A 19563-nucleotide genomic window follows, 5' to 3' on the forward strand; every position below is an offset into this window, starting at 1 on the left:
GATCACGCCGATGATCTGGCCGATCTGGGACGACGACTTCTCGATCTGCTCCATGGCGGTGATTGCCTGGCGCACGATCTCGCCGCTCTTCTCCGCATCCGAGCGGGTCGAGGCGACCGTCCGGTCCGCCTTGCGGGCGCCGTCGGCCGTCTGGCGCACCGTCTCGGTCAGCTCGTTCAGCGCCGCCGCGGTCTCCTCCAGGCTCGCCGCATTCTGCTCGGTCCGCTTCGACAGGTCGTCCGATGCGCGCATGATCTCGCTCGTCCCGCTGCGCACCGTCTCCGCGCTTTTCGCGATCGAGGCCATGGCGCCCTGCAGCGCGTCCATGGCCTTGATGAAGTCCACCCGCAGGGCCTCGTATTCGGCCGGAAATGGCTGCCTGATTCCATCTGTGAAGTTTCCCGCGGCCAGGTTGCGCAGCCCCTCGGCGAGCGCCCCGATGACGCTCTGCTGCTGCGCGCTTCGGGCCGCACTTTCGTCTTCGCTTTGACGCCGCCGCTGCATTTCCGCCTCGGTGACGTCTGATGCGAACTTGATCACCTTGTACGGTTTGCCGTTCGCATCGAAAAGCGGGTTGTATGAACCCTGAATCCAGATCTCGCGTCCGCCCTTGCCGACGCGGGCATACTTGCCGGAAAAAAACTCTCCGGCTCTGAGACGATCCCAGAAGGCCTTGTATTCGGCACTGGAGCGGAACGAGCCATCGACGAACATCGAGTGGTGCTTGCCGACGATTTCTGCCTCGGCATATCCCACCGTGTCGAGGAAGTTCTTGTTGGCCGCGAGAATGATACCGTCGAGACCGAACTCGATGACCGCCTGTGACCGGACGATCGCTGCAACCTTCGCTTCCAGTTCAGCGACCTTCGCCTTTCCCGCCTTCGACGAAAGCCCCGCTTTGAAGAAACCCATGCTCCCCTCCCCCCGATGCCGATAACGGCGCGGGCGACCGTGCGACATGCACGACGCCTCAAATCGCCTGGCGCTCACACCTCTACGGCTCGAATTAAGAGCATGCTATTTAAGTTATTACTAAATTAAACACAGCTCAAAGAAGAGAAGCTGAAAGGTGGGGCCGTCTGCGAAGGAACGCTGGGTCCGTCGTCGGCAGGCTGCGCGCAGGGCCGCCTGATCAGCGCACAGTGCGTCCGTCCGCGATGACGATAGCGCGCAAGCCACGCTGCATTCGCCCGCTGCGTGTTCGTGCAGATGGTCGAACAAGGCGGCGTACCGAGCAGAGGGCAGTGAGGCCGGCTGAGCGGACCACGCATGAACTCCGACCTCGTCCTCGACCGCCGCTTCGTGGCCAGTGGCTACGTCGCCCACCCCGTCGACAGCAGCGCGTTGGCCATCGCTCTCGACGCCAGGAGCGAGCCCTTCTACCCCCTCTTCCGCAACTCGGCCACGGGCCGCAGCCCACCTTCCGGCAGGGCGCCGGCGTCGTGCAAGGCGGCGCAGTGGCGTCGATCCTCGACTTCGCCATGGCCTTCGCCAGCTTCGCGCAGCTTGCCGCCGACGCCCTGCTGTCTACGCTGACCATGAACGTCGGTTTCCAGAATGCAGCGCCCCCCGCATCACGGTGCACGGGCGCATCTAGAAGCCCGGGCAGCGGGGGATGGTCGCCACCGCTGAAACGTCGGACGGAACTACAGGCGAGCCGCCGTCACTCATGTGCCGGCGTGGCTTCCTTCCCCGGCCCCTCTTCCGCAGAGCTTGTCGCCGAGGCTGACGGGCCGGTGAACCAAGCGGTGAAAAAGCCAAAGAAGCTTGTTACGCGGCCTCCGCCGGAGACCTGCAGGCGACCGCGCGGGGACGGAACCGTGCCTCCTTGCAAGCCTTGGCGATGTGCCTCGAAAGCGCCGAAGGCTGCGTCGTAGAACTCCCGCCGCTTGACGTCCTTGGACATGATGCTCGTATCCCTTTGTGGCTAAGGCATATCCCGACGGGCAATCTTGCGCCACACTCGCGACCTGGCAACAACAATGCGGGCGTTGAATGACGGCAACGCCCGCCGCTGAAAGCCAAGAGACATGGACGGAGGCCAAGCGCTGCCTTAACAGGGAAGACCTGCGCGAGCCAAGACGCTTGGACTCGCTTGGCTGCACGACCGGCCGCATGGCCCCCCCCGGTCTGCAGGATTTGACGCACACGCCCCAGTCCGATCGGTGCGGATGATCGGCAGTTCACCTTTCAGCAGGAAAATCAAGCAGCGGCGGGAAAGTTTCACTCCTGTGAATCCTCCCGTCGAAACGGGCGCATGATTGCGTCACGCTGCGCGGCACCTACGGTCGTCCGGCGTGACGGAGGTTCGTGGCCGTCGTGGACGAAGCAGACGCCGACAATGACGAAGGAAACAACATGCAGAGCCGCCAGATCTATTTTTGCCGCCGGCCGGACGGAAAGCCCGCGCCCGACGTATTCGAAGAGCGTCTGGTTGACGTCGCGGCTCCCCGCGACGGCGAAATCCTCTGCCGCAATGTAACGGTCTCGGTCGATCCCTACCTGCGTCTCAAGATGTACGACCGCCGCAGCTACACGCCCCCCCTCAGGATCGGGGAAGCGATACCCGGAAGGGCTGTCGCCTTGGTCCTGGAGTCGCGCGCGCCAGGCCTTGCTCCGGGAGACCATGTCGTGATCCCCGGCGGGTGGCAGCAGTATGCTCTGGTCCGCGGAGAGGCTGCCAGAAGAATCGATCTTTCGGTCGCGTCGCCTGGCGCGTGGCTGGGCCCCCTGGGAATGACCGGCATGACGGCCTATGCCGGCCTCATGCATATCGGCAGACCCGAGGCGGGCGAGACGCTCGTCGTGACAGGCGCAGCCGGCGCAGTGGGCGGGATCGCGGGCCAGATCGGCAGGCTGCTAGGCTGCCGCGTCGTCGGCATCGCCGGCAGCGAGGAAAAGTGCCGCGCGATCGTCGAGCAGTTCGGCTTCGACGCGGGCCTGAACTACCGCGAACCAGACCTGGCTGCCCGTCTCGGCGCCGCTTGTCCTGACGGTATCGACATCCACTTCGACAATGTCGGGGGCGAGATCTCGCGTACCGTCGCGTCAGCCTTCAACGACTTCGGACGTCTCGTCGTCTGCGGGCTGATATCCCAGTACAGCGGCCAGCAGCACGCCGATCCAGCGGCGCTCGACGAATTCATGCGCCTTGTGCTGACACGCAGGCTTACGGTGCAGGGCTTCATTGTCTCCGATCTTGAACGCAAGTTTCCCGAATTCGAAGATAGGATGGCCAACTGGCTGCAAACTGGACAGATAGTCCACCGCGAGCACGCACGTTCGGGGTTCGGGGAAATTGTCCCGGCGTTTCTTGGAATGCTGTCCGGCGAGAACATCGGCAAATCGATCGTCCATCTGGCGGATTGAAAGGATGCGCGCCGTACCAGCATGTCGCATTTGCCACTCCAGAAGGCCGCCTCGCATAGCTTCACTGCGCAAGATGCCCGAGAGATGATGGGCGTGCCTGACGTCGCTTGGGGCGCCTGCCGCAAGCTCGACGCGGAGAGAGCGCATCAAGGTTGGCCATTGACCCCGTCTCGAGGGCGGCCGACAAGTAGATCAAGCCGCCTCTTTTCCGTCGCCGCCGCCGGTTGAGGCTGACGACGGAGGCGTCGACCAGCGGCGGCGTGGTCGTCGAACGCCCGGGTCGTGCGGGCCAGGAACCGATTCGGACCGTTCTTTCCTGCCACCCGTTGAACAGGTTGCAGATCATAGCCGTAGGTCTGAAGGGCGCAGGCACCAGAAGATGCCGTGGGCCGCCAGGCGGTCATCCACGCCCGGCGTGCGGCACGTCGTTTTTCGGAAGGTCGGGGCCGGATCGCGCTCGGTTCGAAATCCGTCAGGTCCTTCGCCGCCCACCGCAGAGCTCGCGAAAGAAGCCTGGATCAGCACTTCCGTCGCGTAGGACGCCGGGCGGCTGTCCTTGGGCCCGCGGCCCGGCAAGTCCTTGGGAAAACTCCCTCAGCGGGAGCGGTCCTCGCGTCGCCACCAGATGAAGTACCAAATCCCAACCTTGAGGACCGGGACCTCCCTCGCGCGTTCGACGCTCCGCAACTCGATGTACCGCTTGATCTTGAGCATGCCGCCGGGAAGATTGATGCGCGCCGCCATTTTCCCGCCCATCGTCGCTTCAAAGAAAACTTGCACCTCCATAAGGCCAACCGTACGTTGCGTCAACCTGGAGAGGTGGCGTGCCCTCCACTTTCCCCTTCTGCCTGCCAGCCGTGAACATGATAGGAACGGACACGTCGGAGGCAGCAGGTGCGGGCAAGGCCCCGAGCGCGGCGGCGTGGCCGCGCGGCACCGCTTATGGAGACTGCCAGGTGCGGATAGGGGCCAAAGGGACTGTCTGGCGCATCGGATGCGACTGCATCATCCCTGTACGGCGACCACTGCTTCGATTTCGACTAGTTCCCAGGCAGGGAACCGACTCCCACGGCGGACCGCGCGTTTTCGCCCCGGTCGCCGAGCACTTTCACGAACAGATCGGAGCGGCCGTTGATGACGGCGGGGTGGTCGCCGAACTCCGGCACGGCGTTTACCATGCCGAGCAGTTTCACGATGCGCCTGATCCGGCCGAGATCCCCGAGTACGTGGTGCATGACGGACAGCAGATTGACGCCGGTGAGCCTCGCGTGGGCATAAGCTTCGTCGACGGTTACGTCGGCGCCGACCTTGCCCGTGTGCAGGTAGCCGCTTGCCTCCCGCGGTCCCTGGCCGGACAGGAAGATGAGGTTGCCCTCGCGAACGTGGGTCAGGAAGTTCGCGATCGGCGGCGGCGGCGGCGGAATCACGATGCCGAGCAGCGCAAGCCGGCCCTCGGGCGAGCCGTCGGACGGCTCATGGTGATCGACGAAACTCATGCGATGCTCCAGTCCAGGGCGTTCGGCGCCGGGAGACCGGCCTCGGGAACGGTGCTGATTCACACGAGGACGAGAAACCTGATAGACAAGTCTTTCCGGATATGAATTGCTGAAGTATTGGTGTTCCTTGCTCAGAACCCCGACATAACCGAGCAGAGCAATGACACCGCCACTCCGCATTCGATCCATTGCGTATGGTGACTTGCCGGAGCTGACGTCGCTGTACCGGCACCTGTACCCACGTTACCCGATCTTCGCGCAAGCGCTTGCTCATGATGCATTCCAGCAGGCACTCGAAGAACCTGGAGTAACAATCCTCGCGGGCTTCCTGGACGAGCAACTCGTGTCCGCCTGTACGCTTGTGGTGATCCCCAACGCCACCTGGGTTGGAAAGCCAACCGCCATGATCGAGAACGTGGTGACCCATTCGGACCATCGTCAGAACGGCTTAGCCAAAAGGTTGGTCAGTTTCGCCATCAAGCTTGCCTGGCGGGTCGGCAGCGCGAAGGTGCTATTCCTTGGAGGCTTCAACGATCCGGCTGTATCGGGCCTTTGCGCCGCGACCGGCTTCGAGCTCACGAGATACGGTTTCGAATTGCGGCGCGATGCTACGCCTGCCTCCCGCGAGAGGAAGCAGGTTGCCTGTTGAGACCTCGCTGTTGTCAGACCAGTCGCATCTGTGACTCCTTGAATCAGCACCGAATCTCGCCCCCCCCGACACGGATGACGGCAAGAGAATGATTCTTCGACGGAATTCTCCGTCTTGGAGGGTCATATATCGGCGCCGGCGGTGACCCCACCAATCTCGGATTCATCTCGGAAAATCAGAGGTTTATTGGGTTCCGGAATGGGGTCAAGGCTCCGTGCTGACTTACAGGGCAGCCTTCGGCGCCGGTTCGCCCTCCCGCGCCCGCCTTTCCCATCCGGGCGCGGCCGATCCAACGCAGTTCATTCCGACAGTTTACAAAAATAATATAGTATGATTTTTTGTCGCCCGGGCACACGCCCTTGCAGTTTCCAGGGAGGATTCAATGCTGTTCAAAATGGCCGGGATCAGCGCAGGCGCGCTGGTCTCCATCGCACTCATGTCGTCGGGCGCGCTTGCCCAGACGATCGGCTTCTCGCAGATCGGATCGGAGTCCGGCTGGCGGGCGGCCGAGACGACGGTAACCCGCCAGGAGGCGGAGAAGCGTGGCATCGATCTGAAGTTCGCCGATGCCCAGCAGAAGCAGGAGAACCAGATCAAGGCGTTGCGCTCCTTCATCGCCCAGGGCGTCGACGCCATCCTCTTGGCGCCGGTCGTGGCCACCGGCTGGGACTCGGTGCTCGAGGAAGCGAAGGAAGCCGAGATCCCTGTCGTGCTCCTCGACCGCATGGTGGACTCCTCGAAGGATCTCTACCTCACCGCGGTCGGTTCCGACCTCGTGCACGAGGGCGAGGTCGCCGGCAACTGGCTCGTCGACACGCTTGCGGGCAAGCAGTGCAACGTGGTCGAACTCCAGGGCACGACCGGCTCGTCCCCGGCCATCGACCGCAAGACGGGCTTCGAAAACGCCATCAAGGGCCACGACAACATCAAGATCACCCGCAGCCAGACCGGTGACTTCACCCGGACCAAGGGCAAGGAAGTGATGGAGAGCTTCCTCAAGGCCGAGGGCGGCGGCGCCAACATCTGCGCGCTCTACGCCCACAACGACGACATGGCCGTCGGCGCGATCCAGGCCATCAAGGAAGCCGGCCTGAAGCCTGGAACGGACATCCTCGTCGTGTCGATCGATGCGGTTCCGGACATCTTCGTCGCCATGGCCGCCGGCGAGGCGAATGCCACGGTCGAACTTACCCCGAACATGGCCGGTCCTGCCTTCGACGCCCTCGCGGCCTTCATGAAGGACGGCACCATGCCGGAGAAGTTCATCCAGACCGAGTCCAAGCTCTACACCCAGGCGGACGATCCGAAGGGCGAGTACGAGCGCCGCAAGGATCTCGGCTACTGATACCTCCCGAGACGTCGGCGCCGCGCTTGACCGCGCGGCGCCGGTCATGATCGACCGGCCCGTTCCGATGCACGTCGTCGGGGCGGGTCCATCGGTGTGCTATCAAGTCGAGGATGAACACAGTGGCCGAAAATCCACCGCTCCTCCGTGCGGAAGCGGTCTCCAAGGGGTTTCCAGGCACGATCGCGCTGGACGCGGTCGATTTCACGCTGGTGGCAGGCGAAGTCCACGCCCTGCTCGGCGAGAACGGCGCCGGCAAGTCCACCCTGATCAAGTGCCTGACCGGCGCCTATCGGCGCGATTCCGGCGACGTCCTGCTGGAAGGGCAGCTGATCCACCCGAGGGACCCGCTCGACGCGCAGGGCCTGGGCATCGGCACCGTCTATCAGGAGGTCAATCTCCTGCCCAACCTCACAGTCGCTGAAAACCTCTTTCTCGGACACCAGCCACGGCGGTTCGGCTTCGTCTCGCAGGGCCGGCTGAAGAGCCAGGCGAGGGAGACGCTGTCCCACTACGGGCTGAACATTGACGTGTCCCGCAACCTCGACACCTACTCGGTCGCGGTCCAGCAGATCGTCGCCATCGCCAGGGCCGTCAGGCTTTCCGGCAAGGTGCTGATCCTCGACGAACCGACGGCCAGCCTCGATGCACACGAGGTGCAGATGCTCTTCGAGGTCATCCGCACCCTGAAGCGGCGCGGCCTCGGCATCGTCTTCATTTCCCACTTCCTCGACCAGGTGTTCGACGTCTCCGACCGCATCACCGTGCTGCGCAACGGCAGGCTGGTCGGCACGGAGAGGGTTGGCGACCTCGACAGGATGAAGCTGGTCAACATGATGCTCGGGCGCGAGCTGGAGCAGGAGACGCGCGTGACCGGCCGCACCGACGCGCCGTCCGGCGGTCCCCACCTCACCTTCGAGCGCTTCGGGCGAAGCGGTCGAATGGCGCCGTTCGATCTCGCCGTCCGGCGCGGCGAGGTCATCGGAATGGCCGGACTGCTCGGTTCGGGGCGCACCGAAACGGCCGAAGCGATCTTCGGCGTGACGCCGCACGACAGCGGCGATGCCCGCAAGGACGGCGAGCGGATCGATCTGAAGTCGCCCCGCGACGCGGTGGCGGCAGGCTTCGGCTTCAGTCCGGAAGACCGAAAGACCGACGGCATCATCGGCGATCTCAGCATCCGCGAAAACATCGTGCTCGCCCTCCAGGCACGGGCCGGATGGTCGCGCCCGATCCCGCCGCGCCGCCAGGTCGAACTGGCCGACCAGTTCATTCGTCGTCTCGACATCCGGACCTCGGACGCCGAGAAGCCCGTGGGCCTGCTGTCCGGCGGCAACCAGCAGAAGGTCATGCTGGCCCGCTGGCTGGCGACCAATCCGACCTTCCTGGTCCTCGACGAACCGACGCGCGGCATCGACGTCGGCGCCCATGCCGAGATAATCCGCCTGATCGAGGAGCTTTGCGCCCAGGGCATGTCACTCCTCGTCATCTCCTCCGAGCTGGACGAACTGGTCGCCTACAGCCATCGCGTGATCGTCGTGCGGGACCGCCGGCACGTGGCCGAACTCGCGGGCGCGGAGATCACCACCGACAGCATCGTCAAGGCGATCGCATCGCACGAAGCGGAGCAGCAGGCATGAACGGCGCAGCGCGCTTTGCCCGGAGGATCGCTCCGCAACTGGCCATCCTGGCGGCCATCCTGGTGCTGATCTCGATCGTCTTTCCCGGCTTCTTCGAGGTCAGGATCGCCAACGGCCGGCTCTACGGCAGCCCCATCGACATCCTCAACCGCGGCGCGCCAGTAGCTCTCCTGGCGATCGGGATGACGCTCGTCATCGCGACGCGGGGCATCGACCTCTCCGTCGGCGCCGTCATGGCGATCTGCGGGGCGACGGCGGCCTGGGGCAGCACCGAGGGATACGCGTTGCCCGCCACGCTGGCATTGTCGATCGCTGCCGGCCTCGCCTGCGGCCTCTGGAACGGCTTCCTCGTCGCGGTCCTGCGCATCCAGCCCATTGTCGCCACGCTCATTCTCATGGTCGCCGGGCGCGGCATCGCTCAGCTCATCACCGAAGGCGCCATCCTCACCTTCAATCAGGAAGGCCTGATCTTCATCGGGTCGGGATCGATTTTGACCGTGCCGACTCCGGTGATCATCTGGATGATCGCTGGTCTCCTCTTCACGCTGGTGGTCCGCTGGACGGCACTCGGAATGCTGATCGAGGCGATCGGCGTCAATCTGCGCGCCAGCACGCTGGCGGGCGTGAATTCGCGCGTGCTCCTGATCGCCGTCTACATGGCCTCCGGGCTCTGCGCGTCCTTTGCGGGCATTATCGCCGCGGCCGACATCCGCGGCGCGGACGCCAACAATGCCGGGCTCTGGCTGGAACTCGACGCCATCCTTGCGGTCGTGATCGGCGGGACGTCGCTTCTCGGAGGGCGCTTCTCGATCCTGGCTTCGCTCATCGGCGCGCTCATCATCCAGGCGATGAACACGGGCATTCTGCTGTCGGGTTTCCCGCCCGAATTCAACCTGATCATCAAGGCCCTGATCGTCCTGACGATCCTCGTCCTGCAGTCGCCGGCGACGCGGACGGCAGCGATCTTCTTCAGGCGGCAGCCCGGCACCGATCCGGCCGACACACGCACGGTGACGCCATGAACGCACGCATGCTTCCGCTGATCGCGACCGTCGTGATCTTTCTCGCCGCCTATGCGGTCTGCTTCATCCAGTTCCCGGCGATCCTCTCGACCCGTGTCGTGGGCAACCTGCTCACGGACAACGCTTTCCTCGGCATCGCCGCCGTCGGCATGACCTTCGTCATCCTGTCGGGAGGCATCGACCTGTCGATCGGCTCCGTCATCGCCTTCTCCGGCGTCTTCATCGCCGTGATGCTGCGCGACACCGGCCTGCACCCGATCCCCGTCTTCGTCCTCCTGCTCGTCATCACCACGCTGTTCGGCGCCTGCATGGGCGCGACGATCAATTTTCTGGAAATGCCGCCCTTCATCGTGACCCTCGCAGGAATGTTCCTCGCCCGCGGCATGGCCTACGTGCTCTCGATCGACGCGGTACCCATCGACCACGACTTCTTCGACGTCTTGAAGGACGCGTACTGGCTCATGCCGGGCAAGGGCCGCCTGACGTTCATAGGCGGCCTGATGCTGCTGGTCTTCCTTGCAGGCATCGTCCTCGCCCATCGCACGAGGTTCGGCACCAACGTCTATGCACTTGGCGGCGGAGCGGCCACGGCCTCGCTCATGGGGGTCCCCGTCGCACGCACGACCATCGCCATCTACGCACTGTCTGGCTTTCTCGCCGGGTTGTCCGGCATCGTCTTCGCCACCTACACGTCGGCCGGATATTCGCTGGCCACCGTCGGCGTCGAACTCGACGCGATCGCCGCGGTCGTGATCGGCGGGACGCTGCTCACCGGCGGCAGCGGCTTCGTGGCCGGCACCCTCGTCGGCGTCCTCATCATGGGTCTGATCCAGACCTACATCGTCTTCGACGGCACGCTGTCGAGCTGGTGGACGAAGATCGTTATCGGATTCTTGCTCTTTGCGTTCATTCTGCTGCAGAAGGGGCTCGTTCTGGTCTCTACCCGCGAACGCGGCACGGCGGACAGGCCCGGTCGAGGATCGTGATGCTCAAGACTGCCATCTCGGGAAACATCGTTCGAAACAGCCATTCGCATGTGGTGAACGAGCTCGGCAAGGCGATCGTAGGCGGGCTCTACCCCAGCGGTAGCCTGATGCCCGGGGACGCCGAACTTGCCGACCGCTTCGCCGTCTCCCGGACGGTCCTGCGCGAGGCGATGAAGACGCTCACCGCCAAGGGTCTCGTCATTCCGCGCGCGCGGGTCGGCACCCGCGTCACGGAGCGCACCCGGTGGAACCTGTTCGACGCCGACGTCCTGACGTGGCATCTGGAAAGCGGCATCGACGGCCAGTTCATCACGCACCTGAGCGAGATACGCCTGGCGTTCGAGCCCTATGCCGCGCGGCTTGCCGCCAGGCATGCGACGAGCCAGGACGTGGCGGCCATGGTCGAGGCCACCGAGAAGATGCGGACGGCGACCTCGATGGAGAGCTTCGCACTCGCTGACCTGGAGTTCCACCTGGCCATGCTGGCGGCCGCCAAGAACCCCTTCCTCTACTCGCTCGGCAACCTGATCGAAGCGGCGCTTGTGACGAGCTTCAAGCTCAGTTCGCCCTTCGGCGAGCCCGAACGCCACCTACGGACGGCGATGCGCCACCGGCACATCGCAGACGCGATCGCGCAAGGCGACCCAGACGCCGCGGCAAGCGCCGTCAGCACGGTCATCATCGACGGTAAGGAACGCGTCGCCGACAGGGTCGCCACCACGTCGCTCGAGCGGCTCGGCTGACCGGCCCACAAGAAGGGGCCTCTTTCTCGCCACGCCCGAGCCCGGCCGCAAGGCTTAGGGCGCGGCTATTCCAGCGGCCATCAAGCCGACGCCCCTCCCTCGTCCCTTGCGGACGCAGCCGTCCTGCGCGGCGCCGGCACAGGAAGGAGACCCGCACGAGCCGGCGCGACCGGTGTCCCGGCAGATCCGCGGCTGCGTTCCGGGGCCTTGACATGGCCCCGTGCCATTCGGTCCATAGTCACGTCCGAAGCAGCAAACACCCGAGGTATGGATCCTGGCTCCCAAATTCGGCACGAGCGGCCTTCGCGGCCTTGTCGTAGAACTCACTCCGGGCCTCGTGACGGGCTACACCGAGGCTTTCCTTGCGGCGTGCCCCGTCGGCGCCGGGCTGTTTGTCGGCCAGGACCTGCGCGCGTCCTCGCCCCGCATCGCCGCTGACGTGATGGCGGCGGCGGTGCGCGCGGGGGTCGACGTGCGCGACTGCGGCGCGCTGCCGACGCCCGCGCTGGCGGCCGAGGCGATGTCGGCAGGCGCGGCGTCCATCATGGTCACGGGAAGCCACATCCCGGCCGACCGCAACGGCCTCAAGTTCTACCTACCGGCAGGCGAGATCTCGAAGCGCGAGGAGGCCGCGATCGCGGCGGCATACGAGGCCGGGCGACGGCCGGCGGCCGCCTCCGGCGGCGCCATCCGCCCCTGCCCGGAAGCCGGCGACCGGTTCGTCGCGAGGTATGCCGCCGCGTTCGGGCCGACGGCCCTATCCGGGCTGCGCCTTGGCGTATACCAGCATTCGTCGGTCGCTCGTGATGCCCTGTCGGCCGTCTGCGAGGCGCTTGGAGCGACCGTCGTGGCGCTTGCGCGTTCCGGGGACTTCGTCCCGGTAGACACCGAGGCGGTGGACGCCGGCACCCGCGCGATGCTCGCCGGCTGGTGCGCGGCCGAGGGCCTGGACGCCATCCTGTCCACCGACGGCGACGCGGACCGCCCTATGCTGGCCGACGGGACGGGCAGGGTCGTGCCCGGCGACGTGCTGGGCGTGCTCACGGCGAAGGCGCTCGGAGCCGACGCCGTCTGTACGCCGGTTTCGTCCAACTCCATGGTCAGCCTCATTCCCGGCTTCACGACGGTCCGCCTCACCCGCATCGGCTCCCCCTACGTGATAGCCGCGATGGAAGCGCTGCTCGCGGCCGACCCCGGCAGGCGCGTCGTCGGCTTCGAGGCAAACGGCGGCTTCCTGCTGGGCTACACCGCAAAGGCGCCCGCGGGCGACATCGCGCCGCTTATGACGCGCGATTCGCTCCTGCCGATGCTTGCGCCGCTCGCCGCGGCAAGATCCAAAGGACTGACGCTGGCCGGGCTCGTCGACGCCCTGCCGCCCCGCTTCACCGCGGCGGACCGGCTTGCCGGAATCCCGGCCGAAGCGGCGCTCCGGCTGCTCGACAGGCTCGCTGACCCGGCGTTCCGCGCCGGCTTCTTCGAGCCCGCCGGCCGGGAAAGCGCCCTTGACCGGACGGACGGCCTTAGGGTCCGGTTCGACGGCGGCGCGATCGTGCACCTCCGTCCGTCGGGCAACGCGCCGGAGTTCCGCGTCTACGCCGAAGCCGGGCGTCCAGGGGACGCCGCGGACCTACTGGCGCGGTTCCTGGCGAGGGTCCGCGAAGCGATCTGACGCCTGGTTTCCGTCCTTGCGGCGGCCGGGCTTATCTGGTTTCTTGCCGGTGCATTCCGGGCGGACACAGCGATACATGATTTATCCCACTATACTCTGCGGCGGATCAGGCACCCGTCTATGGCCGCTGTCGCGCAAGAGCTATCCCAAGCAGTTCGTCCCGCTCGTCGGCGAGGAGACGCTCTTCCAGGCGTCGGCCAGCCGGCTCGTCGGCGCGGGTTTTTCGGCGCCTGTCGTGCTGACCAATTCCGACTTCCGCTTCATCGTCACCGAACAGCTCGCGGGCGCCGGGCTTGACCCCCTTGCCGTGATCATCGAACCGGAGGGGCGCAACACCGCGCCGGCGATCCTGGCCGCCGCCCTGTTCGTCCTTGACAGGGATCCGGGAGGGATCCTCCTCGTGTCGCCGTCTGACCACGTCATCCCCGACGCGGAAGGATTCCGTGCGACCGTCGAGCGGGGGCTCTCCGCCGTGGCGCGCGGCGAGATCGTCACCTTCGGCATCGCGCCTACCCGCGCCGAGACAGGCTACGGCTATCTCGAGCTTTCGGACAGGCACGTCGCCGGGGGGAATCCGGTCGGGCTTTCGCGTTTCGTCGAGAAGCCGGACGCGGAACGGGCCGCCTCGATGCTCTCCGCGGGAAACTACCTCTGGAATGCCGGCATTTTCCTCTTCTCGGCCTCGGACATGGTCGCCGCCTTCGAAGCCCATGCGCCCGACGTGCTTGCAGCCGTGCGCGCCGCCTTCGCCGACGCACGGTCCGACCTTGGCTTCCTCCGCCTCGCCCCCGAGCCCTGGTCGCGTGCGCGCGACATCTCGATCGACTACGCCATCATGGAGCGGGCCTCAAACCTTTCGGTCGTTCCCTATGGGGGCGCATGGTCGGACCTGGGCGGCTGGGACGCGGTGTGGAGCGAAACGCCGCGCGACGCGATGGGCGTAGCCGCATCAGGCGCGGTAACGGCCATCGACTGCCGGTCGAGCCTGCTGCGGTCGGAGAGCGACGGCGTGGAACTGGTCGGCATCGGCCTCGAGAACGTCATCGTCGTTGCGATGAACGACGCGGTCCTTGTCGCCGACCTCGGCCGTGCGCAGGACGTCAAGCTGGCGGTCGAGGCCCTCCGGAAGAAAGGGGCCTCACAGGCGACCGAATTGCCCAAGGACCACAGGCCGTGGGGCTGGTTCGAGTCGCTCGTCGTCGGCGACCGCTTCCAGGTCAAGCGCATCCACGTCCATCCGGGCGCCGCGCTCAGCCTGCAGAGCCACCACCACCGGTCGGAGCACTGGATCGTGGTGCAGGGGACGGCAAGGGTGACCATAGACGGCGAGGCCCGGCTCCTGACCGAAAACCAGTCCGTCTACATACCGCTCGGCGCCGTCCACCGTATGGAGAACCCAGGCAAGGTGCCGATGGTCCTCGTCGAGGTCCAGACCGGCAGCTATCTCGGGGAGGACGACATCATCAGGTACGACGACGTCTACGCGCGGGGCCAGGGCGCGAAGGGATGAGTTTCCGCCGCCGGCGCAGCAGCCGCAGCGCTCCGCCGGCCGCCAAGATGGCTGCGGCCGTTTTCGGGGCGTTGGCTGCCCCTGCCCCGTTGTCCTGATGGAAATGCAGGAGCCCGGCGTGGCGGCGCGAACGCCCCGCGCCCGAACCATCGCGGCCTGGCTCTTCCGCTGCCGCCGGTGGCTGACCGTTACAGGTCTTCCCGGGCCGCTGATCCCGTGATCCCGCACAGGCACTGTCTGCCTCAGCCTTTCCGCAGGCAGTTTTTTTTACTCCATGCCGATACAGCACCGCGCCAGACCATTCGCTGGGCAGGCGGCAGAAAACCCCCGCCAGCGCGACGAGATGCACGTTGGCGCGGGCAAGACCGACGACAGGGCGGCCTGGAAGCCGCCCATGTCCTTGGCCCGAGGCCTTTGGCTGCCCGGCCGGGATCCGTTCCGGCCGGGACATGTCATCGTCGCCGGAAGCGTGCCGGACCGATCGCCGGGCTACGGCGTCATTCCCGTTGCGCCGACTGCCGCCGCGCTTCCATGCTGAACTTCCTTGCGAACTCCGAAGGAACCTTCTCGGGTTCGGCAAGCGGTTTCAGCAGCGCCGCCGGGAGGTCGATCTCGCGGCCTGTCAGCGCGCGCATGATCGAGGCCCCGACCGCGAACGCCATGCGTGGCGGAAAGGCGTTGGCGATCTGCCGGAAGGCCTGCTGAGGGCTGCCCTTGAAGCTCCACCACTCGGGAAAGTCCTGGATCCGCGCCATCATTTCCAGCGTCAGCTTCGGATTGTGGTCCGCCGGAACGCCCGGGCCTGGCGCCTCAAGGGCCCTGCCGTTGGGGTTGACCGCGATCTTCATCCACGCCTGCCTTGATTTCTCCTGAGCGAGGTCGATGCCCTTCTTGCGCTGGCTACCGCCGATGAGGGTCGGCGCAAGGCCGTTCGCTCGCTCGCCCCACTCACCGGCGTGTTCCCACCCGTTAGCCGACATGAGGTCGAAGAGCGCCTCGCCCACCGTAGGCGCAGGTGTGCCAATGGCGACAGGCCAGCGGAAACGGTGCATGATGCCCTGCTGGAAGCCGACAAGGACGGAACGCCGGCGCTTCTGCGGCAGGCCGAACTCAGAGCCGTCGATGACCCGCCATTCAGCGTCGTATCCGAGGCTGGCAAGCGCGGATAGGATACGCAGCCGGTTGACGGCGTTTCCGACGTGCAAGGCCCCCGTGACGTTCTCCAGCATCACGGCCCGCGGCCTCAGCTCGCGAACGAGACGCAACGCCTCGGGAAAAAGGTCGCGTTCGTCGTTGGCGCCCAGCCGCATTCCGGCCGCCGAGAAGGACTGGCACGGAACGCCTCCGGCCAGAAGGTCGACGCCCTTGAGATGGGATAGGTCGAGTCCGCGGAGGTCCGCGTTCAGCACGGGCCAGCTCGGCCGGTTGTGCTTGAGGGTGGCAGCGGCGTCGCCATCGATCTCGACGAGGCCGGCATGCGAGAAGCCCGCCGCGTGAAGCCCAAGCGCCTGCCCCCCGGCGCCGGCGCAGATCTCCAGGACGGTAGGCTTGTTCCGCCGGTCGAAGGGCGTCGGCTCCGGCCCAGGCTGCGTCGCCAGAGGAACCGAGCCGGCTTCACGCATGCGGTCACGGGCCTTGTCGCCGTCAGTGCAGCCGTCATAGCCGAACGCCCAGGCCAGCTGCGCCACGATGTGGGGGTCGAAGTCCATTACGGTGGTTTCCGGACGTTCGTAGCGGTGCTCGATGAACATCCTGCGCTTCGCCATCGCCCTGAGCGTGGCGAAGACCTCCGGCCAGCTCCCCGGCGACTTTCCCGAACGGGGCCGGTCAGGAACCGGCGCCTTTGCGAACTCCCTGCCGACCAGCGCCGGCAGCTCCTCGACAAGCTTTGCTGCCTTGATGGCCAGGCGATCGATCTTCTTTGGCGCCATCGTCAGCGTGTTCCCCTTCAGCATGTCGAACTCGGAGACGTCGTGAGCCGCGTTGACGACCTTTTCCAGGGAGGCAAGCCAGGCGTCCACGCCAGCGCGCGCCTTGCGGACGGCGATGTTGCGCAGGTCGCGGATGCGGGTCCTATCCAAGGCGCCTTCGGCGGCGGCTCGTTCGAGGCTGATGTCGCGCTTCAGCGCGCGCAGTTCCTTGCTCTGGAGGGAGCGGCCCGACCGGATCATGCGCAGCGCCTCGGAGCGGACGGCTTCGTCCTGTCCGGCGAGGTCGAGCAGGACGGAAACCGCGACGCCCTTTTCGATGTACAGCTCGCGATCGGCGCCCAGGACCTTTGCCAGCCGCACGAACCGGGCGACGTCGCGACGCGGGATCTGGCATTCTGCGGCAAGGAAGGCGGAAACTTCCTTCACGGACAGCCTGGCCGTCAGTTCGGACCACTGGTCGCCGGTTCGGAACGCTTCCCTCGCCTGCTTGACGCGCCAGCGCTCCAGACGGTCCCGCGTCTCGTTCAGTTCGCGTCCGTGCCGAACCTCCATCGCCCGTGCGCGGGCTGCATCGTCAACGGGAGGCTCCTGTCCGGATACGCCCTCGGCGTCGTCAGCTGCTGTGCCGTCCGCGTGAGAAGCCTGTACGCGGGAGGCAGCCTGACGGCGCCTTCCCCGGCCACGCTGATCCTTCATCTCCTGACCGGATCGAGGCTTGGCCGATGCTCCGGTGGACCGGAGGTACGCAGGCTGCCCGGCTGCGCCGGACGCCTGACGAGCGTTAGCGGATGCCTGACGCTCGTCATGGTCAGGCGCGGCGTCGGCCTCTCGGAAGGGCTTCTCCGGCAAGCTGTCGTTCTGTGTCATGGCAATGTCCCCTTGCATGTCGTTCTGGTTGTGTAGACCCTATGAAATCCACTCCTGCTGAAATCTGACTGCCAATGATAAAATTCGAGCGAAACGGCGTTTTCCAGCAGCATCAGCATGTTACGCAGCGGCAAGTCTTCCCGGGAACCTGAGCGGCAAAGTAGAGTTCCACACGAAACCTGTGGCTCGCATCGGCTACGCCGCCGGGTGTCAACAAGGAGACAGCGGTGCTCTCCAACCGTGGCGGGGGATGCTTCGGCGAGCGGACAGTTGTCGCCGCGAGTGCACTGGAACATCGCCTCCTGCCGGCAGGAGAAGCACAGAGTTGCCGCGGCATTGAGGAAATCGCGCACGCCGGGCCTCGCGGAAGCGGGCAGACCTTCCGGATAGCCTGCGGATGAGGAGGATGCCCTGGGCCGCTCTGATCACGTTGCACAAGCCCGGCTGGCGCGCCCGGCGGGATGCCCACGGCATGCTTCCAGCGCATTGCCGACCCTCGCCGCGCCCAGCATTCTGCGCGGTGGTATTCCGAGGGAGGCGCCGGCTTGCAGCCTCGGCGCATCCCCTCCGGGGGCCCCGGCTTTCTTCCCGGAGCAATGCAAGTCGGCCTTGGCGGTCGGCAGGCTGCTGATGACGCGATGGACGCTGGCCATAGTCTGTCGCGGCTGCACCACCGCTGACCGCCGGGAGCCTGCCGGCGTCCAACGCCGATCGCAAAGGCCTTCGCCATGGGGCGCCCGCACGAACCCGAGCATTGGAGCGGACGGTGTCGAGCCGGAAGACCCATACCGCGAGCACACCGAAGTCGCTGAGGGGACCCCGCAGCCCTTTCAGCCGAAGAGACCCGCCCGCTGCTGCAGGCATATCGCAGCTGCGGGCCTGGCTCTTGATCAGAAGTCGCCTTGGACGACCTGACGCGGCTGGCCTTCAGGCGCCATCCGGTGGCGATGCGCCGGAAACCCCGGACGGTAGCGCCTTCGGGGCAGGAAGACGGCAGCTTCTATGCAGCCTTGCCTTCGACGCCAGCATCCATTGCCTCGTCAAGACGCTGCCCGATCCAGCGCATGACGTCGACAGTCATCGAGTTTCCGATACAGGCGTGCCGCGGCACGTCCGGCATCACCTGGCCGTTTACCTGCACTTCCGTCCAGCCATCCTCGAAGCCCTGGATCCGTTCCGCTTCGAGCGGGAGCAACTTGCGGACGACGTAGTGCGGCGCAGCGACGGATGGATCAGCCGAGCGTCCGGCCTTTTCGTCCAAAGCATAGGCTACGCGAGGAACGGAATTCGATCCCGAAGACACGGACCGGAGCGTCGGACACACCGTGCGCGACTCGGCAATGCTGAATGCCGCCTTGGTCTGCCCGGCCATGAAGACAGCTAGCCGTTCGGATCGGGGGACATCTCCAGCGCTTCTGCCAGAAAGGGCGAGAGCGGCTTCTTCGCGTGGTTTTTTCTTTCGAGGAGCAGCCGATCCTTCTCCGACCGGTTCGAAGAGTATGTCGCGAGGATCCCTGCGGGCAGGTCCCATTCCAACATATCCGAGAGCAAATACGCGCTCGCGACGCTGGGGCCTGCCGAAATGTTGAGAATCGAGGACGCGCCAGGCAACCGAACCGTCTGGCCCGGATACATAACCAGCGTTGGCGTATCGCAGTCCGTCCCTACCGACGGCAGTTCCCCGCTCCTTGACGAGCCTTCCAAGCAGATGTCCGAACCCGTTTCCATTGTCACCGAGAACTCCCTTTACGTTTTCCCAAAGAACCCATTTCAGTCCGTTGATCCGCCTCATGCGCTCGACAAGATCGAGGTACGCCAGCATCAACGCGCTCCGGAAGTCTATCAGCCCGGCCTCCTTGCCGGCACTTGAAAAAGCCTGGCAGGGAGAGCCGCCCTCAAGCAGGTCGACCGGCCCGAGCGCTTCGAGGTCGTCGTCGGTGATCGACCAGATGTCTCCGAAATTTGGGACGGCGCCAATGACCTCATAGCTCGTGCGCCGATGAAGCCTGAGCAGTTCCTCGCGCTTCCTGAGCTCCTTGGCGGCTTGCTTCCAGACTGTCTCATGGAACCTCTCGTATGCCTCCACCCGCTGGAAACGGTTGAGGTTCTCGAAATCCAGCGGCTGTTCCGAGTATCGCTGCACTACGTTTCCATTTCCCCTGGAAAGCTCGTTCAGCCGAGCGAGCAGGCCTTCGCTTTCGTCCATCAGATAGGCGTGCTCGGCATAGGGCATGTACTTCGGCCTTGTGGCGCCGCAGCGCGCCGCGAGCACGGCGCAGGCGTAGGGATTGACCTCGGCGTAGCCCACGAAGGTCCAGCCCATAGGCCTCCAGGCC

General features: G+C 65.7%; 14 protein-coding genes and 1 pseudogene. 9 read left to right on the forward strand and 6 right to left on the reverse strand.

Translation table 11 applies throughout. The annotated features are described in order from the left end of the window. A partial coding sequence (locus tag N1F91_RS25495) for a PAS domain-containing methyl-accepting chemotaxis protein (protein WP_289996339.1) occupies positions 1-912 on the reverse strand: 912 nt, incomplete at its 3' end. A gap of 751 nt (positions 913-1663) precedes the next feature. Further along, complete coding sequence (locus N1F91_RS25500; RefSeq protein WP_289996340.1) at positions 1664-1906, reverse strand: hypothetical protein; 243 nt, start codon at positions 1904-1906, stop codon at positions 1664-1666. 404 nt (positions 1907-2310) lie between these two features. Between N1F91_RS25500 and N1F91_RS25505 the strand changes: the two genes are divergently transcribed. Continuing rightward, positions 2311-3369, forward strand: a complete 1059-nt coding sequence (locus tag N1F91_RS25505) for an NADP-dependent oxidoreductase (protein ID WP_289996341.1) — start codon at positions 2311-2313, stop codon at positions 3367-3369. Positions 3370-3963: 594 nt separating this feature from the next. Here N1F91_RS25505 and N1F91_RS25510 read toward each other — a convergent pair. Together N1F91_RS25510 and N1F91_RS25515 are read right to left on the reverse strand one after the other, a co-directional pair. Beyond that, positions 3964-4155 carry a hypothetical protein gene (locus N1F91_RS25510; protein ID WP_289996343.1) on the reverse strand — a complete coding sequence of 64 codons (192 nt, stop codon included), beginning with the start codon at positions 4153-4155 and terminating at the stop codon, positions 3964-3966. 219 nt (positions 4156-4374) lie between these two features. Next, positions 4375-4865 (reverse strand): annotated as a pseudogene (locus tag N1F91_RS25515) (RidA family protein). Positions 4866-5025: 160 nt separating this feature from the next. On the opposite strand from N1F91_RS25515, the gene N1F91_RS25520 reads away from it, so the two are divergent. From N1F91_RS25520 to N1F91_RS25555, 8 genes are all read left to right on the forward strand, one after another. After that, complete coding sequence (locus N1F91_RS25520; protein ID WP_289996344.1) at positions 5026-5514, forward strand: GNAT family N-acetyltransferase; 489 nt, start codon at positions 5026-5028, stop codon at positions 5512-5514. Positions 5515-5896: 382 nt separating this feature from the next. After that, positions 5897-6859: a galactofuranose ABC transporter, galactofuranose-binding protein YtfQ gene (gene ytfQ, locus N1F91_RS25525; protein WP_354670564.1), complete on the forward strand. Its 963-nt coding sequence runs from the start codon at positions 5897-5899 to the stop codon at positions 6857-6859. A gap of 113 nt (positions 6860-6972) precedes the next feature. Then, entirely contained in the window at positions 6973-8499 is a 1527-nt protein-coding gene (gene ytfR / locus N1F91_RS25530; RefSeq protein WP_289996345.1) for a galactofuranose ABC transporter, ATP-binding protein YtfR, read from the forward strand. After that, positions 8496-9521, forward strand: coding sequence for an ABC transporter permease (locus N1F91_RS25535; RefSeq protein WP_289996346.1), 1026 nt, complete (start codon positions 8496-8498; stop codon positions 9519-9521). Before ytfR ends, N1F91_RS25535 begins: the two co-directional genes overlap by 4 nt. Continuing rightward, the gene (gene yjfF / locus N1F91_RS25540) at positions 9518-10507 is read left to right on the forward strand and encodes a galactofuranose ABC transporter, permease protein YjfF (protein ID WP_289996347.1); all 990 of its coding nucleotides are present in this window, start codon (positions 9518-9520) and stop codon (positions 10505-10507) included. Before N1F91_RS25535 ends, yjfF begins: the two co-directional genes overlap by 4 nt. Continuing rightward, positions 10507-11250 carry a FadR/GntR family transcriptional regulator gene (locus tag N1F91_RS25545; RefSeq protein WP_289996348.1) on the forward strand — a complete coding sequence of 248 codons (744 nt, stop codon included), beginning with the start codon at positions 10507-10509 and terminating at the stop codon, positions 11248-11250. Before yjfF ends, N1F91_RS25545 begins: the two co-directional genes overlap by 1 nt. Before the next feature lie 274 nt (positions 11251-11524). Next, entirely contained in the window at positions 11525-12919 is a 1395-nt protein-coding gene (locus tag N1F91_RS25550; protein ID WP_354670565.1) for a phosphomannomutase, read from the forward strand. Positions 12920-12995: 76 nt separating this feature from the next. Continuing rightward, positions 12996-14429, forward strand: a complete 1434-nt coding sequence (locus tag N1F91_RS25555; RefSeq protein WP_289996349.1) for a mannose-1-phosphate guanylyltransferase/mannose-6-phosphate isomerase — start codon at positions 12996-12998, stop codon at positions 14427-14429. Positions 14430-14926: 497 nt separating this feature from the next. Here N1F91_RS25555 and dcm read toward each other — a convergent pair whose 3' ends face one another. Then, positions 14927-16912 carry a DNA (cytosine-5-)-methyltransferase gene (gene dcm / locus N1F91_RS25560; protein ID WP_289996350.1) on the reverse strand — a complete coding sequence of 662 codons (1986 nt, stop codon included), beginning with the start codon at positions 16910-16912 and terminating at the stop codon, positions 14927-14929. Between the two features lie 1315 nt (positions 16913-18227). After that, entirely contained in the window at positions 18228-19550 is a 1323-nt protein-coding gene (locus N1F91_RS25565) for a DNA cytosine methyltransferase (protein WP_289996351.1), read from the reverse strand. Between the last annotated feature and the right edge of the window lie 13 nt (positions 19551-19563).

This window comes from Aquibium sp. ELW1220 (genome assembly GCF_030398385.1).
GTDB lineage: Bacteria > Pseudomonadota > Alphaproteobacteria > Rhizobiales > Rhizobiaceae > Aquibium.

What these genes read in the sequence shown, in the direction of transcription:
- N1F91_RS25500 (WP_289996340.1), bottom strand. Translation starts at nt 1,906, where the DNA reads ATGTCCAAGGACGTCAAGCGGCGGGAGTTCTACGACGCAGCCTTCGGC.
- N1F91_RS25510 (WP_289996343.1), bottom strand. Translation starts at nt 4,155, where the DNA reads ATGGAGGTGCAAGTTTTCTTTGAAGCGACGATGGGCGGGAAAATGGCG.
- N1F91_RS25520 (WP_289996344.1), top strand. Translation starts at nt 5,026, where the DNA reads ATGACACCGCCACTCCGCATTCGATCCATTGCGTATGGTGACTTGCCG.
- ytfQ (WP_354670564.1), top strand. Translation starts at nt 5,897, where the DNA reads ATGCTGTTCAAAATGGCCGGGATCAGCGCAGGCGCGCTGGTCTCCATC.
- ytfR (WP_289996345.1), top strand. Translation starts at nt 6,973, where the DNA reads ATGAACACAGTGGCCGAAAATCCACCGCTCCTCCGTGCGGAAGCGGTC.
- N1F91_RS25535 (WP_289996346.1), top strand. Translation starts at nt 8,496, where the DNA reads ATGAACGGCGCAGCGCGCTTTGCCCGGAGGATCGCTCCGCAACTGGCC.
- yjfF (WP_289996347.1), top strand. Translation starts at nt 9,518, where the DNA reads ATGAACGCACGCATGCTTCCGCTGATCGCGACCGTCGTGATCTTTCTC.
- N1F91_RS25545 (WP_289996348.1), top strand. Translation starts at nt 10,507, where the DNA reads ATGCTCAAGACTGCCATCTCGGGAAACATCGTTCGAAACAGCCATTCG.
- N1F91_RS25555 (WP_289996349.1), top strand. Translation starts at nt 12,996, where the DNA reads ATGATTTATCCCACTATACTCTGCGGCGGATCAGGCACCCGTCTATGG.
- dcm (WP_289996350.1), bottom strand. Translation starts at nt 16,912, where the DNA reads ATGGAGGTTCGGCACGGACGCGAACTGAACGAGACGCGGGACCGTCTG.
- N1F91_RS25565 (WP_289996351.1), bottom strand. Translation starts at nt 19,550, where the DNA reads ATGGGCTGGACCTTCGTGGGCTACGCCGAGGTCAATCCCTACGCCTGC.